This window comes from Sphingomonas sp. 7/4-4, assembly GCF_027941955.1.
Lineage (GTDB): Bacteria > Pseudomonadota > Alphaproteobacteria > Sphingomonadales > Sphingomonadaceae > Sphingomonas.
Map to the genome: position 1 here is coordinate 1928745 of NZ_CP115960.1, position 15406 is coordinate 1944150.

Annotated in this window: 8 protein-coding genes and 2 pseudogenes; 5 read left to right on the forward strand and 5 right to left on the reverse strand. The window is 65.9% G+C overall.

What is annotated here, in order from left to right; translation table 11 throughout:
* Nucleotides 1–41 precede the first annotated feature (41 nt).
* Entirely contained in the window at nucleotides 42–1847 is a 1806-nt protein-coding gene (locus tag PIB19_RS09685) for an IlvD/Edd family dehydratase (RefSeq protein WP_271240640.1), read from the forward strand.
* Between the two features lie 126 nt (nucleotides 1848–1973).
* Here the strand turns inward: PIB19_RS09685 and PIB19_RS09690 are convergent.
* The 4 genes and pseudogenes from PIB19_RS09690 to araD1 form a co-directional block, all read right to left on the reverse strand.
* Nucleotides 1974–3196, reverse strand: a pseudogene (locus PIB19_RS09690) (glycoside hydrolase family 27 protein).
* 104 nt (nucleotides 3197–3300) lie between these two features.
* Entirely contained in the window at nucleotides 3301–5640 is a 2340-nt protein-coding gene (locus PIB19_RS09695) for a glycoside hydrolase family 127 protein (RefSeq protein WP_271240641.1), read from the reverse strand.
* Nucleotides 5637–7175 carry an alpha-N-arabinofuranosidase gene (locus tag PIB19_RS09700; RefSeq protein ID WP_271240642.1) on the reverse strand — a complete coding sequence of 513 codons (1539 nt, stop codon included), beginning with the start codon at nucleotides 7173–7175 and terminating at the stop codon, nucleotides 5637–5639. The genes PIB19_RS09695 and PIB19_RS09700 overlap by 4 nt, the downstream gene beginning before the upstream one ends.
* Before the next feature lie 70 nt (nucleotides 7176–7245).
* Nucleotides 7246–8233: pseudogene (gene araD1, locus PIB19_RS09705) on the reverse strand (AraD1 family protein).
* A 403-nt stretch (nucleotides 8234–8636) separates the two neighbouring features.
* On the opposite strand from araD1, the gene PIB19_RS09710 reads away from it, so the two are divergent.
* From PIB19_RS09710 to PIB19_RS09720, 3 genes are read left to right on the forward strand one after another with little or no spacing between them, the layout of a single operon-like run.
* Nucleotides 8637–8879, forward strand: a complete 243-nt coding sequence (locus PIB19_RS09710; protein WP_271240643.1) for a hypothetical protein — start codon at nucleotides 8637–8639, stop codon at nucleotides 8877–8879.
* Nucleotides 8876–9601 (forward strand): arabinan endo-1,5-alpha-L-arabinosidase, encoded by a 726-nt coding sequence (locus tag PIB19_RS09715; protein ID WP_271240644.1) that lies wholly within the window; start codon nucleotides 8876–8878, stop codon nucleotides 9599–9601. Before PIB19_RS09710 ends, PIB19_RS09715 begins: the two co-directional genes overlap by 4 nt.
* Before the next feature lie 31 nt (nucleotides 9602–9632).
* Nucleotides 9633–10934 (forward strand): sugar MFS transporter, encoded by a 1302-nt coding sequence (locus PIB19_RS09720; RefSeq protein WP_443018724.1) that lies wholly within the window; start codon nucleotides 9633–9635, stop codon nucleotides 10932–10934.
* Between the two features lie 346 nt (nucleotides 10935–11280).
* On the opposite strand, the gene PIB19_RS09725 is transcribed toward PIB19_RS09720, so the two are convergent.
* Nucleotides 11281–12069 carry a FadR/GntR family transcriptional regulator gene (locus tag PIB19_RS09725; protein ID WP_271240646.1) on the reverse strand — a complete coding sequence of 263 codons (789 nt, stop codon included), beginning with the start codon at nucleotides 12067–12069 and terminating at the stop codon, nucleotides 11281–11283.
* A 431-nt stretch (nucleotides 12070–12500) separates the two neighbouring features.
* Here PIB19_RS09725 and PIB19_RS09730 point away from each other — a divergent pair, with 431 nt between their 5' ends.
* Entirely contained in the window at nucleotides 12501–12818 is a 318-nt protein-coding gene (locus PIB19_RS09730; RefSeq protein ID WP_336297302.1) for an invasion associated locus B family protein, read from the forward strand.
* The last annotated feature ends 2588 nt before the right edge of the window (nucleotides 12819–15406 follow it).

The window sequence follows — 15406 nt, forward strand, 5'->3', positions numbered from 1 at the left end:
GACTAATCAGGGCATTAGTCCCAGGGGCTCACATCACCAACATGACTCAAGATTCCAGCATAGATTCGCGCAAGCTTCGTTCCCGCGCATGGTTCGACGATCCCTCGAACGCCGACATGACCGCGCTCTATCTCGAGCGTTACATGAACTTCGGGATCAGCCTCGACGAGCTCCAGTCGGGCAGGCCGATCATCGGCATCGCACAGACCGGCAGCGACCTCTCTCCCTGCAACCGCCACCATATCGTCCTTGCCGAACGCATCCGCGAAGGCATTCGCGAGGCGGGCGGCATCGCCATCGAATTCCCCGTCCATCCGATCCAGGAGACCGGCAAGCGCCCCACCGCGGGGCTCGATCGCAACCTCGCCTATCTCGGGCTGGTCGAGACGCTCTACGGCTACCCGATCGACGGCGTGGTGTTGACCACCGGCTGCGACAAGACCACCCCGGCCTGCCTGATGGCCGCGGCGACGGTGAACATCCCCGCGATCTCGCTGTCGGTCGGCCCGATGCTCAACGGCTGGCACAAGGGCGAACGCACCGGCTCCGGCACGATCGTGTGGAAAGCACGCGAGCTGCTCGCGGCGGGCGAGATCGATTATCAGGGCTTCATCAAACTGGTCGCGACCTCGGCGCCGTCGACCGGCTTCTGCAACACGATGGGCACGGCATCGACGATGAACAGCCTCGCCGAGGCGCTGGGCATGTCGCTGCCCGGCTCGGCGGCGATCCCCGCACCTTATCGCGACCGGCAGGAATCAGCCTATCGCACCGGCCTCCAGATCATCGAGATGGTCGCGGCCGACCGCAAGCCAAGCGACGTGCTGACGCGCGAGGCGTTCCTCAACGCGATCCGGGTCAATTCGGCGATCGGCGGATCGACCAACGCGCCGATCCACTTGAACGCGATCGCCCGCCATATCGGCGTCGAACTCAGCCTCGACGACTGGCAGGCGCATGGCCGCGACGTGCCACTGCTGGTCAATCTCCAGCCGGCGGGCGAATATCTCGGCGAGGATTATTACCGCGCCGGCGGCGTCCCCGCGGTAGTCGCCGAGCTGATGCGTCAAGGGCTGATCTTCGAGGACGCACTGACCGTCAACGGCCGCAGTATCGGCGACAATTGCCGCGACGCGGTGATCGAGGACGAGAAGGTCATCCGCCGCTTCGATGCGCCGCTCAAGGAGGCCGCCGGCTTCTCGGTGCTGCGCGGCAATCTGTTCGACAGCGCGATCATGAAACTCTCGGTGATCTCGCCCGAATTCCGCGAACGCTATCTCTCCGATCCCGCCGATCCCGATGCGTTCGAGGGCCCGGTCGTAGTGTTCGACGGGCCCGAGGATTACCACGCCCGCATCGACGATCCCGCGCTCGGGATCGACGAACGCACGCTGCTGATCATGCGCGGCGCAGGACCGATCGGTTATCCGGGCGCCGCCGAGGTGGTCAACATGCGTCCACCCGTGCAACTGATCCAAAAGGGTATCCACGCGCTCCCCTGCATCGGCGACGGCCGCCAGTCTGGCACCAGCGGGAGCCCCTCGATCCTCAACGCCTCGCCCGAGGCGGCGGTGGGCGGCGGGCTCGCCTTGCTCCAGACCGGTGACCGGGTGCGGATCGACTTGCGCAAGGGCACTGCGAACATGCTGGTGTCCGACACCGAGCTGGCGCAGCGGCGGGAAGCCCTGGAGGCTGCGGGCGGGTTCAAATATCCGGCGAGCCAGACGCCCTGGCAGGAAATCCAGCGCGCGATCAACGGCCAGGCCGAGACCGGCGCGGTGCTCGAGCCCGCAGTGAAGTACCAGCGGCTGGCCCAGACCTTCGGCGTCCCGCGGCACAATCATTGAGGCCAGACCGGGCGACGGGAAATACTCGCACCCCGGCGAAGGCCGGGGCCCAGAGGAATCCGGCGAGTTGGCTCCTCCAACGTCATTGCAACTGGGCGCCGGCCTTCGCCGGGGGACAGGTGGACACTAGCGCAGCCGATACAGCCCCGAACCGTGTGGCGGCAGGGTAGCCGCGAAACGGCCCGTTTTCTTGCCCAGGTCCTTGCGCTCCCACAGATCGCGCACTCGGACGGCCGAGGTGATGCCAAGCCAGCGGAAGTCGACGCCGATCTCCCGTTCCTTGTCTGTCATATTGAACAGAGCGAGGTAGCGATCGGCACTATTCGCGTGTCGCGCCGTCCACACGCGCATCCCGTCCTCGACGAAATGCGGCTGGTTGTCCGTGCTGGCCTGATTGACCGCGATCACTTCCGGATTGGTGAGAAGCGCTAACGTCGGCGCGTCGAGGTGACGCAGGTCGCCGCCCATGATCAAAGGCGAGCGCGCGATCGACCACAGGGTCATGACCGTGCGCTGCTCGGCCGGGGTGAACTTGGTGTCCCGCTTGCCAAGCGCAAGGCGGCCGAGCGGGAGCATGTCGGCGTCGGGCCAGCCGCCGGATTGGCGGTGCGGGTTCCAATTTTCGAGCCGCGTAAACTGCGCCTCGAGCATGGACCATTCGTCCCAGAAATCATCGCTGATCCGCCACATCTGCGCATAACGACGAACGTGGTCGGCGCGCGGCACCGGAGTCTCGCCCGGTGAAAGGCTGAGGATGATGGGCCGGCGGGTCGCGACGATCGCCTTGTGCGCCGCTTCTATCTCCGGTGCGTGGGCGTCGTACGGGCGGCTCATATCGTCCATCTTGACGAAGTCGACGCCCCAGGAGGCGTAGAGGGCGAAGACACTGTCGTAATAAGCCTGGGCGCCGGGTTTGCGCATGTCGACGCCGTACATGTCCGGGTTCCACGGGCATATGCTGCTCGTGTCCGCGATATCCTGCGCCCGGTAGCGCGTGCCGAAGATCGGCAGGTTCTGCTTCACCGCCAGCCGGGGATGCCGCGCATCAGATGGATGCCGAACTTGAGGTCGAGCCTGTGCATCTCCACCGCGAGCGGCGCGAAGCCCTTGCCGCCGGCGCTTGAGGGGAAGCGGTTGGGCGCGGGTAGTAGCCGGCCGTAGCCGTCCATCACCGGTTCGGGATTGGAGTTATAGGTGTAGCTGCTGGCCTCCGGCTCGTACCACTGAATGTCGATGGTGAAGATGTCGTATCCGAAGGGCAGCAGCTTCTCGGCCATAATCCGCCCGGTCTCGAGCGCCTGTTCCTCGTTGATCGTCGTCGCGAAGCTGTTCCAGCTGTTCCACCCCATCGGCGGCGTAGGAGCGAGCGCGCGGAAATTGCGCTGGCCCCGCGCCTGCGCGGCGACCGGCACCGCGGCGAACAGGCCGAGTGTGGCGCGACGGCTCAGCCGGCTCACTTCGCCGCCTCCAGCGTCCGCGCTTCATAGACCATCGCGTCGGTGCCCCGCGTCTCGAAGCGCACCGTCACCTTGTCCTTGCCGCGGGTGAGCGCCTCGGGGATCGGATAGTCGATACCGACGAAGCGCTTGACGGGCTGCGCAGCGCGGCGCTCGTTGGCGATGCGCGTGCCTTCGATCGAGATGTCGAAATTCTTGTTCACTTCCTCGCCCCAATAAAGCGCGCTGAGCACCACCGGACCGGGCCGCACCGCGAGCGTGAATTCCATGTAATTGCCGGCGCCCCAGGGGAGCTGGCGCGCGCTGCGGCCGCCCCAGGAGAACGGGTCGCCGTGATTCGAGCGATAGTCGTGGTCGCGCTCGGGCTGCATCTCGCCGAGCTGGATCACGTCGACGGTGCGTGCGTCGAGCGCCGCCTTCTCGCGCTGGGCGATCCCATAGGCAGCCTCCTCGTCCTTCCACTGCGCTTCGGTGAAGCGCGGGAAATAGACTGCGGTGCGGCGGTCATACAGGCGAAAGAAGGGCGCCAGCGCCAGTGCCTGCGGCCGCGCGTCTGCAAGGCGGAAGCGGTGCTCGGCGGCGGTGGTCGGCACCAGAGCCGCTACCGGGTCCTCGGTCACCAATGCGGGCGCCGGACCATGGAACGGCTCGGCCGCGGGACCGAGGTCGGCGGCGAGCACGAGCGGACCACTCATATAAGCGAGCATGCGCGGATCGTCGGGCGTGGGTTCGGTGCGGACGCGCATCGGCAAGGTGAGCTCGATCCGGTCCCCTGCCCGCCAGCGACGATCGAGGCGCGCATAGCCGGTGGTGCGCTCGATCGGCTGGGGCTTGCCGTTCAGCGCCAGCGCCGGTGCGTCGCACCAGCCGGGAAGCCTGAGCGCGATCGGCATCGCGCTGCGCGGCGCTTTCGTCACCCGGAGCGTCACCTGCTCGCTGAACGGATAGCCGGTGTCGAGCGCGACCTCGAGCCCCCGCTCCTTCCACGCGGCCATGGAAGGGATGAACAGGTTGACGAAGAGGGCCGCATCGTCGTGCCAGTAGATGCTCTCGCCATGCTTGGCGTGCGTCTCCATCCCCGATCCGACGCAGCACCAGAAGCTGTCCTCGGGCGTGGAATATGTCCGCCGCGCGCCCGCGCTGAGCGGCATGAAATAGACGAACATCCCCGTCTCGGGATGCTGGTGCGCGAGCAGGTGATTGAGGTGGATCCGCTCGTAAAAGTCGAACAGCGAAGCATCGGGCTGCCAGCCATAGAGGTGCCGGGTCAGCTTCAGCATGTTGTAGCTGTTGCACGCCTCGCAGGTACGCTCGGTGATCCGCGTCGAGATCTGGTCGGGCGGGCCGAAATGCTCGCGCTCGCTATTGCCGCCGATGACATAGCTGTGATGCCCGGCGACGGTCTTGTGGAAGAAGCGCGCGGCATCGGCGTGACGCTGCTCGCCGGTCAGTTCGTAGAGCCGGGCGAGGCCGATCAGCTTGGGGATCTGGGTGTTGGCATGGAGGCCGGGAAGGTCGTCCTTGCCCGCCGCGAGCGGCGCGAGGACCTTCTGGTGATAGATGCGCTCCGAGATCCGCCGCCACCGGGGATCGCCGGTGAGCGCATAGGTCTCGGCATAGCTGTCGTTCAGCCCGCCATGCTCGGCGGCGAGCAATTTCTGCATCTGCGCATCGTCGAGCCCCTCGAGGATCGCGCCGAGATAGCCGGCCATCGCGAGCATCACCGGCATCGCCTCGGTCACGTCGCCGAAACGCACCGCGTCGATCAGCCCGGCATGGACCTTGTGCCAGGTGTAGAGCGGCACCCAGCCGCCGTTGATGTCGAAGCCGCTGCTGCGGATCTCGCTTTTGCGGATCTCTTCGAATACGATCTTGCCGTCGATCACCTTGCCGTCGCGCTCGACGGTGGTGCCGCCGACATAGCCGTCGCCCTGCGCGGCCTGGATGCGCGCCATCTCGGCCACGATGTGCCGCAGGCGATCGCGCGCCGGCACATCGCCGGTCTGGGCGTAAAGCAGCGAAAGCGCCGAGAGATAATGGCCGAGCGAATGGCCGGCGATCCCGCGTGCCTCCCAGCCGCCATAGGTCTCGCCCCGGGTCGGCAGCCCGGCGCTGGCGTAGAAATTGTGGAGCAGCCGCTCGGGCGAGAGCGACAGCAGATAGCGGCGGTTGGCCTCGACCGCGTCTAGAAAGACCGAAGGCTTCAGCCGCACCGCCGAAAGCGGCAGCGGCTTCGCCTTGATCGGCTTTTCGTCGACGACGATGCGGGCGAAAGCCGGTCCGGCGAGCGCAAGCACGCTCGCCGAACCGAGAAACAACCGCCGCGTCAGTCTCATTCGACGGCGACCACGACGATCGACTTGGCCGGCAGGTCGAAGGTCAGCTTGCCGCCCGAGCTGCGGGCCGAATAGACCGCGGGCTGGATCGTGTTCGGCTGGTCGAACGTGTTGTGCGTGTCGATCGCCGGCGCGGTGAGGATGCGCCCGCGGGCATTGCCGCTGAGGTTGGTCGTCACCCGCGCCGCCTTGTTGGGATCGGTGTTGGTGAGCGACAGGTACAGCTTGCCGTCGGCGCCGCGTGCGGCCGACACGTCGACCATCGGCAATTTGAACCCGGCCTTTTCATAGGTCGGCCCCTTCACGTCCGCGGGATAGGGCGTCGCGCCCTGGAACGGCACGTACATGTCGAAGACGTGATAGGTCGGCGTCAGCAGCATCCGGCCCTTGTCGGTCAGGATCATCGCCTGGAGCACGTTGATCATCTGCGCGATGTTGGCCATCTTCACGCGATCGGTATGCCGGTGGAAGATGTTGAGCGTAAGCGCCGCCACTTCCGCGTCGCGCAGGCTGCTCTGCTGGTAGAGGAAGCCCGGGGTCGAACCCGATTCCTGATCGTACCAGGTGCCCCATTCGTCGACGTACAAAGCGACCTTCTTCTCGGGGTCGTGCTTGTCCATCATGGCTTCGTGCTTGGTGATCAGCTCGTCCATGAAGATCGCGCGGCCGAGCGTGGAGGCCCATTCGTCCTCGGAGAAGCCCGTGGCAGCGCCCTTCTTGTCCCATTTGCCGGTGGGCAGCGTGTAATAATGGACGCTGAGCGCGTTCATCTTGTTGCCCGCTTCGCGCATCATCACGTCGGTGAAGTTATAGTCGCTGCCATTGGAGCCGCTCGCGACCTTGATGAGCTTCTTGCCCGCGGGCGGATTGACGAATTCCTGATAGCGGCGGTGGAGGTCCGCCGAATATTCCGGGCGCATGCTGCCGCCGCAGCCCCAGGTTTCGTTGCCCACGCCGAAATATTTGACCGCCCACGGCTTTTCACGGCCGTTCTTCTTGCGCTCTTCGGCGAGGCTGCCCTTCTCGGCAGTCATGTACTCCATCCACTGGCTCATGTCGCGCGGGCTCATCGAGCCCATGTTGCCCGCGACATAGGCATCGGTGCCGAGCATCTCGGAATAGTTCATGAACTCGTGCGTGCCGAAGGCGTTGTCCTCGGTCACGCCGCCCCAGTGGCGGTTGATGCGCACCGGCCGCTTCGCACTCGGGCCGATGCCGTCGCGCCAGTCATATTCGTCGGCGAAGCAGCCGCCGGGCCAGCGCACCACCGGCACCTTGAGGTGGCGGAGCGCGGCGAGAACGTCGTTGCGATAGCCGTTGGTATTGGGGATCTTCGAATCGGTTCCGACCCAAAGGCCCTCGTAGATGCCGCGCCCGAGATGCTCGGCGAACTGGCCATAGACCGCAGGCTCGATCTTCGCGCCGGGCTTGCCGGTGTCCACGGTTACGGTGACGCTCGCCGGAGCCTGCGCCAGCGCGGGCGTCGCCATCAGCGTCGCCGCGATCGGCAGCAGGCCGTACTTCAAAAGCTTCATCTCACTCTCCCTCTTGTTCCCGCGCGACGCCGGGATCTTGTCTAGTCAAAGCTGATTATGTCCGCCGGATTCAGAGCGGAACGACGCTCGCCTCTCCGCCGGGAACGGTCTGCAGCGGATTGCGCAGCGGCAGCGTGAACGGCGCCGCCGAGACCTCGAAGACGTCGCCTTCCTCCGTCTTCACGCCGTCGGCGAACGACAAGGTGGCGGTGCCGAAGAAGTGGACGTGAACGTCGCCCGGGCGGCGGAAAAGTCCATATTTGAAATGGTGATGCTCGAGATTGGCGATCGCGTGCGACATGTTCGCCTCGCCCGAAAGGAACGGCTTTTCCCAAAGGGTCTCGCCGTTGCGCACGATCTTGCTGGTACCGCGCACATCGGCGGGCAGTTCGCCGACGAGCAGCTCGGCACCGAGCGACGCATGGCGGAGCTTGGAATGGGCGAGCCACAGATAATTGCCGCGCTCGGTGATATGATCGGAGAACTCGTTGCCCAGCGCGAAGCCGAGGCGGCGGGGGCGCCCCTCGTCGTCGATCACATAGATGCCGGCGATCTCGGGTTCCTCGCTCCCGTCGAGCGCGAAATCGGGCGAAGGCAGCGGCTGGCCGGGACCGATCAGCGAAGACCCGTCGCCCTTGTAGAACCATTCGGGCTGGACGCCGGGCTTGCCGTCGGTGGGCTTGCCGCCTTCCAGGCCCATGTTGAACATCCGCATCGAATCGGTGAGCGTGCCGCCCGCCGCGGCCTTGTGCATCTGGTCGCGCCCTCGGCCGAGCCGAGATGGGTGAGGCCGGTGCCGGTGACATAGCAATGCGCGGCATCGGGATGGTCGATCGGCGCGAGCAGCCGGCCCTCGGCCTCGGCGGCGGCGAGATCGACCGCCTCCCCGCCCGCGCGCGCGCCGCATCCACGAGCGAAACGCCGTCGCGAATCGCCGCCAGCGCCAGCTCATAGGTCGTGGCCACGCCGCTCAGCCGCACTGCTGCCGCATCTTCGAGGAACGCGGCAACGCCCCGCCCACCGGCCGAGTCGCGGAACTGCACGAGCCTGAACGCCATAACCTCTGGATCCTCTACCGATTCGACTAATAGTCAGACTTATATGCGGCGAACGGCCGCGTCAGTCCAGCCGATCCGTGTGCCGCGTCGCCTGCGGATAGCGCGAAATGCGGCAGAAAAGCTACGATTCTACGCGGCTTGATCGAAACTGGAGCCAGGTTGCAACAAAGCGCTTGCGGGAATTCGCGCTGCTCGTATTTTTGTCTGACTAATCAAACCGTGCCCGTTCAAAATGGGTCTGCCCATCGGAGGGCGAGGACAGGAGAGGGAAGAGAAATGGCTCTAGAACGCAGCATTCCCAGTTCGACGTCTCGCCCCGCGGCCTCGCTCGGCTGACACGGGAAGTAGAAGCATTATCCGCATCTCCCGCCTTGGCCTCCTGCTGCCGACGCTCCTTGCCCTGATGTCAGGGGAGCAGGCACTGGCGCAGGCAAAACCCTCTGCGCTGACTTCGCTCAACGCGCGCATCGTCGGCGACGTCGCGCCGCTGCACGATCCCTCGATCATCCGCCAGGGCGACAGCTTCTACCTGTTCACGACCAGCCAGCAGCGCGCCGGCAAGGGCCTGATCCATATCCGCACGTCGAAGGATCTCGCCAGCTGGACACGCGCTCCTCGGTATTCGCCGAGATGCCGGGCTGGGTGAAGGACGCAGTTCCCGGCGCGCGCGGGATCTGGGCGCCGGACGTGAGCTTCTCCCACGGCGAGTATCGCATCTATTATTCGGTCTCGACCTTCGGCAAGAACTGCTCGGCGATCGGGCTGGTGGCCACGCCCTCGCTCGAGAAGCCGGTATGGACGGACAAGGGTCTCGTGTTCCGCTCCACGCCGGACGACGATTTCAATGCGATCGATCCGAACCTGTTCGAAGATGCCGAGGGGCGCCAGTGGCTGGCGTTCGGCAGCTTCTGGTCCGGGCTCAAGATGATCCGGCTCGATCCGAAGACCGGGCGCGCGGCGAAGGACGCCAGGATTCACGCGCTCGCCCGGCGCGGCGGCCCCGGTGCGATCGAGGCGCCGTTCGTGATCCGCCGCGGCGGCTTCTATTATCTGTTCGCCTCGGTCGACTTCTGCTGCCGCGGCGCGGCGAGCACCTATCACACCGTGGTCGGGCGGGCGAAGGAGCCCCAGGGCCCGTATCTCGACCGCGAAGGCAAGAGCATGATGGACGGCGGCGGCCTGCTCGTCCTCCATGCCGATCTCGACCCGTCGAAACGCTTCGTGGGGCCGGGACACATCGCGGTCCTGCGCGAACCCAAGCAGGATTACATCGTCTACCACGCTTATGATACGCAAGCGCGCGGCGTGCCGACGCTCCGGATCCAGCCGCTCGGCTGGACGGACGACGGCTGGCCGGTCGCACTCTAGAACAAACCTTCCCCAGGAGAAGAACAAGCCCATGCCAGCCGCTCCCGCTCAACCCCAGGCCGGTGCCCCGTCGGTCGCAGGCGTACCTTACCGCGCCGCACTCTCGATGCTGGCCACGCTCTTCTTCATGTGGGGCTTCATCAGCGTCATCAACGGCACGCTGCTGCCGCACCTGCGCAGCGTGTTCGAACTCAGCTATTTCGAGACCGGCCTCATCGAATCCGTCTGGTTCATCGGCTATCTGCTCGCGTCGATCCCCGCGGCGAAGCTGATCGAGCGGATCGGCTATCAGCGCGCGCTGACCGTCGGCCTGTCGGTCATGACCCTCGGGTCGCTCGGCATGATCCTCGCCGCGTATCTCATCTCGTATTTCGTGACCGTCGCTTCGCTGTTCGTCGTCTCGTGCGGCATCGCGCTTCTTCAGGTCGCGGCGAACCCCTATGTCGCGGTGATCGGTCCGCCCGAGAGCGCCGAGAGGCGCCTCACCCTGGTGCAGGCGTTCAACACCACCGGCGACGTGCTGGCGATCCTGTTCGGCAAATACCTGATCCTCGCACGTACCACGGCCGGCACGACCGCACACGGTACGCAGCTCACCGCTGAGCAGCGCCTGGCCGATGCGCAAGCGACCCAGCTGCCCTATCTGATCGTTGCGATCGTGCTGGCGGCCCTCGCCGTCATGATCGCCCGCGCCAAGCTCCCCGCGCTGGGATCGGCGACCTCGCGCGTTTCGAGCGAAGCGCGCCGTGGCCTCTCGCTGTTCAACCACCGCAACCTGATCCTCGGCTGCGTCGGCATCGCGCTGTGCGTGCTCGCGGAGATCGGCGTGGGCAGCTACTTCATCAACTTCGCGGCGCAGCCCGACGTCGCCAATCTGACGCAGGAGAATGCGGCGACCTATCTCACGCTATTCTGGGGCGGAATGATGGTCGGGCGGTTCGCCGGCGCGGCGCTGATGCAGAGGATCGCGCCGGAGCGGGTGCTGGCGGTGTTCGCGCTGATCGCGATCGCCGGCTCGCTGGTGGCGGTGTTCGCAACCGGACCGGCCGCAATGTACGGTCTGATCGTAGTCGGGCTGGGCCTCTCGATCATGTTCCCGGCCATCTTCGCACTGGCGATCCGCGGGCTGGGACCGCTGACCGAGGAAGGCTCGGGTCTGCTGATCATGTCGATCGCCGGCGGCGCGCTCGCTGCGTTCCAGGGCAAGATCGGTGACGCGTACGGGCTGCACTGGGGCTTCCTGGTGACGACGGCCTGCGCGCTCTACGTCCTGTTCTACGCGCTATGGGGCTGCAAGGTGACCAACCCGGTCGCCGACGCGCCGGCGAATTAACGCCACCAGCCGTCTAGGTGAGTGGAATAAAGAAAAGGCCGGGCAACGAGCCCGGCCTTTTCTCGCCCACCCCGGACTGTGCCGACATTCGCCCTTTACCTCCCTCGCCCCCTGAAAGGGGAGAGGGTTGCGCAGACTTAGGTTTTGCGCAGCAAAGCCTTAGTCGGAGCTGGGTGAGGGTGCGGCTGCGCAGCAGCCGCGCGGAGCTTCGCTCCGCTCTACCCTCACCAACCTCCGCTAGGCAGCAAGCTGCCAAGCTGCGGTATCCTCTCCCCTATCAAGGGGAGAGGGAGTTTTAGGTTGAATGTCGATACGCCCTAGTCCCCCATGAGGGACGGGAATCCGGCTAACGCACCACCGTCTCGCCGCGGGTTCCCCGTGCCATCTTGAGCTTCGGCCCCTTGCTGTGTGTCGTATCGAGGAACGCCATGTCGACAAGGTGCGCCATCGCCGCATGCGCGCCTTCGGGATCCCCGGCCGCGATTGCGTCGAAGACGCGCTGGTGATCGGGGACCGGATCGCGCCGCAGCGGGCTGTTGCGCTGCTTGAAGATCGTCGTCCACGCCACTGCGGCGCTGACGCTGGTGGTGAGCGTGGCGATGAACGGGTTCGCCGAAGCCTCCAGCAGCGCCGCGTGGAAGTCCTGATCGGCGATCCGCCCCTCCTCCACTGCCAGCGTGTGCGTCTCCATCCCCTCCAATGCCGCGGCCATGCGCTTCAATTGGGCATCGGTGCGCCGTTCGGCGGCGAGCGCCGCGGCTTCGGGCTCGAAGATCTTCCGCAGCTCGAACAGGCTGAAGAGCAGCTCATCGTCGGGCTCGAATTCGAAGATCCATGACAGCACGTCGGGATCGAGCAGATGCCATTTCTCGCGGTCGCTGACCCGGGTGCCGGTGCGCGGGCGGCTCTCGACCAGCCCCTTGGCGGCGAGGATGCGCAGCGCCTCGCGATAGGCGGTTCGGGAGACGTGGAGCCGATCGCTCGCCGCGACTTCGTTGTTGAGTATCTCGCCGGGCTTGTAGCGCCCCGACACGATCAGGATGCCGAGATCGCGCGCGATCGTGCCGTGCAGGCGCAGTGATTTGCGCCGTGCCGTGGCGTTCAGCGGCTTGGCAGTCTTGACCTTTGCAACCATAATACGACCCTAGCGCTACCGAGTGGTCCGGTACAACCTGTCGATCACTCGGCCACGATGACGAAGCGCCGTGAAGCCGACATCTCCGTTGACCCTTTCCGCATGTCCACTAGGCTGCGCAAAACATCGGGAGGACTGGCAATGGAGACGATCGCGGCACTGCTGGCGGCAGGAGCAAGCTGGATGGCGCCGGGCGCGCTACAGGCCCAGACGGCACCCGCTCCGGCTCGGACACCCGCTCCGGCCGCGGCTCAGGCCACGGGACCCGCTTGGCAGCTCGTATGCGGCCCGCCGCCGGCGGCGTCTCCCACTCCTGCCCCTGCTCCTGCCGCCAACCAACCGTGCAGCCTCGTGCAGAATCTGCTCGCCGGCGAACAGAAGCAGCGGCTGCTGACGGTGATCCTGCAGCGCACCCCCAGGCCGGCCACAACATGACGATCGCGCTGCCGCATGGCGTGCTGTTTCCGCGCGGCGTCAGCGTCCAGGTCGACGAGGCGGCGGAGAAGCCGCTGGCGGTGCAGACCAGCGACCAGAACGGCGCCTATACCGGGACGCCCGTCGACGCGGCGATGCTCGCGGCGATGCGCGGTGGCAAGACGGTCAAGATCGGGTTCACCGCCGGCAACGGCCAGCGCATCGTCGTGCCCGTGACGCTCCGCGACTTCCCGGCGGGACTTACCGCGCTCGACAAGAGCCCGCTGCCGCCGGCCCCCGCGCCGGCCCAGCCCGCGGCACCGGCGCCGCGCTGATCGGCGCTGGCTGGAGTCTGATCCAGTCAGGTTGAGCAAGTAGCTCCCCGGCGTTTGCCTTCGGCGCCGGTCTTCACCGTGACCCGATTCAGAAAACTGGATCCGGCCGGAGCCGTCGCGATCAGGGCAGCGGATTCGTCGGTGTCTGCGCGGTACCCGCACTCGGGCCGGTCGCCGTGCCGGTCAAGCTGACCGCGATATTGGCAGTGGTGGCACCCGGAGTGTTGCCGTTTGCATTCCATGTAGCCACTGCGTCGTCCTCGATCCCTGCGCCGCCCTCGACAAAGCCCTGCAGGAAGATCCGCGGATCGTGGGTGTTGTCGAGCTCGGACACGCGCAGGCGCAGCAGATTGGGAGCCGCGGTGGCGGTCAGGTTGTTGTTCGCGATATTGGCGTAGATCTGGTTGGTCTCGATGTTGGTGCCCGACGACGAACCGCTCTGAAGATTGATGTCGGCGAGCGTGTTCACATCGGTCGAGTCGATGACGTTGCCGGTCAGCGTCAGATCGAGGCGGGCGCTCCCCTCGCGGGCGATCACGTCGACCGCCGAGCTGTTGTTGCCGGCGCCCTGCGTCAGGGTGTTGCCGGTGACGGCGACGGTGAGGTGCGAATTCTCCTGCGCCAGCAAACGGACACCGCTGCCCGATGCCCCGGTCCCCGCGGGGGTCTGGCTGTAGACGTTGATATTGGTGTTGTTGGCGATCCGGCCCATCACGTTCGCGCTGATGAACGACGTGATGTTGATCGCGGCACCGCCGCTTGAGCGGATCGTCGGGTTGCCGATGATGTTGAACCGCACGGTCGAGGTATCGTTGCCATTGATGTCGATGCCGGCACCGATCCCGGTCTGGCTGTCGATGACGCTGTTGGTGATGTCCACGCTAACCACCGAATCGTCCTCGGCGATAATCTGGATACCCTGGGTGCGTATCCGCAGGAAATCGCTGTCGAGGATGTCGATATTGGTCGTCGGCGTGCCGGCTGCGCTGCTGAAGCTGCGGAACTGGAACCCGCCCTCGCCGATGCCGCTGGTCTGCGTGTCGCGGAAGATCACATTGTTCAGCGTCAGGTTGAGGTTCACGTCGGTGTTGACGATGTCGAGGCTGTTGGTCTCGGACAGCGCGATCTCGGTGTTGGTCAGCGACGAGGTGCCGGAGAGGTTGCTGAACTCGATGCCGCTCTCGTGTGCGCCGTCGCCGGCGCCGGTGATCAGGCTGTTGTTGAGCTGGAAATTGCTGACATTGATGCCCGTGATGCCGTTGTCGGCGATCGTGCCGGTGATGTTGATGTTCTCGAACACCGCAGTGGCGACGCCGCTCATGTAGATAGCGCCGTTTGCTGTCGTCAGGTCGAGATCCTGCCCGGCCGCCTGGCCCGTGGTGCTGGCGTTGGTCAGGTGGAGGTTGCTGATGTTGACCAATGCGGTGTTGAGCAGTTCGATGCCGCGCGCGGTGATGTTCTGGATCGTGCCGCCCGAACCGTCGGTAGTGCCGGTGCCGGAGATGGTGAGCCCCGCCGCCGCGCCGGTGGTGTTGAGCACGATGCCGCGAGCGCCGCCGTTCGCCGAGACCGACAGGAAGTTGAGCCCACCCGCGGCGATGTTGGTGTTGACGAGGTTGAGCGCGATGCCGCCGACCGAGTTGATCGTGTTGTTGCTGCCGGTGATCGTCAGCGAGCCCGCCCCCGCGGTGGTCGAGGTGCCGGTGATGCCGCGCCCGGTCGTGGTCGTGATGGCAAGATTGCCGCCGGTGAAGGACACTGCGGCACCGGTGGCGGCATTGTTGTCGAACTGGATCGCATTGTTCGCACCGGTCGTGAGCGTCTTGGTCGTGCCCGAGAAGGCGATGCTGCCGCCGGTGTTATTGCTCAGCAGGATGCCGTTGGCGGCGGCGCCGGTTGCGGAGAGGTTTCCGGAGAAGGTCACCGTGCCGCCGGTATGGCCACTCACTTCGACGACGTTGCCCGCGTTGGTCTTGGCGATCGATGCAGCGACGGTGACGGTCCCGCTACCGCTGGTGACGTTGACGCCGTCGCCAGTGATGCTGCCTGCACCGCCAGCCCCGATCGTGCCGCCGTTGATCGCGATCGCGCCGGTCACGCCGGCGGCCCCCACGATCGAAACGCCGTGCGCGGTGGTGTTGTCGATGTCGACGCTGGTGAAGGTCACCGTGCCGTTGCCCGACCCGTTGATCTCGATGCCGTCGCCGCTGATCGTGCCGGTGCCGATGGTGGTCGCACCGAAGCTGATATTGGCGGCCGAGCCATTCCCGATGAAGATCCCGTCATTGCCGCCGCTGGTCGCCGCGACGCTGGTCGCGCCGCCGCTGAACGCGCCGCCGCCGACGCTGTCGAGATTGTTGAGGTTGATGGCGATGCTGGCGACGATGCCGGTGCTCTGCAGCGACGCGAAGTTGATGCCGCTCGCGCCTGCGCTCACCCCGGTGAGGTTGATGACCTGGCCCGTCGCGGTCTGGATGCTGTTGCCGGCGCCGGTAACCGTGACAGTACCGCCGCCGGTCGCGCTGATCCCTGCACCGCCGGTGGTGACGATATCGAGCCCGCTGCCTCCAGCGAGAGGCGCGAAGTTG